Annotated in this window: 2 protein-coding genes; both read left to right on the top strand. The window is 48.7% G+C overall.

What is annotated here, in order from left to right:
- On the top strand, window positions 1-238 hold a 238-nt coding region (locus AC1DVH_RS32035), incomplete at its 5' end, for a helix-turn-helix domain-containing protein (protein ID WP_477757156.1).
- A 277-nt stretch (window positions 239-515) separates the two neighbouring features.
- The coding region (locus AC1DVH_RS32030) for a glycosyltransferase family 2 protein (RefSeq protein ID WP_477757155.1) at window positions 516-834 on the top strand (319 nt) is incomplete at its 3' end.

Genomic DNA, 834 nt, shown 5'->3' with positions numbered 1-834 from the left:
GCACGATGAAGGCACCACCTTCCGAGCCTTGCTGGCCGAGGCCCGCAGCCGCAGCGCCATCGAGATACTCAATGACGAACGCTTGAGCCTCACCGAGATTGCCGAGCGACTGGGTTTGAGTGACCTGTCGAGCTTTTCCCAGGCACTCAAGCGCTGGTATGGGGTAGCTCCAAGTCATTTCTCGCTACGAAAAAGTAGCGGTGGCATGTGCTGGATGACGAACTGGAGTGATCAATGAGCTCAGTTCACACCTACCCAAGACGCTCGCCTGAGCAGCCTCCTGACTCAACGAATCAAGTCACGGATATTTACCTATAGAGCAGATCCTTATACGATGAAGTCCGCTCTACTGCGCTCCATCAGATCTGAGTAAGCTATGGTGGTTATGCATAACAAAGCGATCTAACAAAATGTGCTCTATAGCCACGAAAATTTTGCGTAGAAAACCAGGCGGAATCCGCATGCAGATTCAACTACTTCTACAATTAAATACAATACCATTGAGCACCTGAACAATGAACAACCCTGATTCTCCGCCCGAAAGTTCTAAAGCCTTCAGCATCGTCATAGTGAATTACAAAACACCGGAAATCACCAAGATATGCCTGGACTTATTGCACCAGCATGTAGGAAGCAACGGCGCCCCAATATGGGTAGTTGACAACTATTCCGCCGATGAAAGCACTGAGTATTTACGAACGCTTGACTGGATCAATTTAATCGAGCGCTCTGTTACTGAACCAGAACCGGGCCACATCGCGCATGGCAAGGCACTTGACCTGGTTTTGGAGCGAATTGAAACTGATTATTTATTCTTGATGCACACTGATACGT

The organism is Pseudomonas sp. P4_C3 (genome assembly GCF_056402075.1).
Note: the sequence above shows the minus strand (reverse complement) of the source record. Positions and strands in the feature narration are given on the sequence as shown.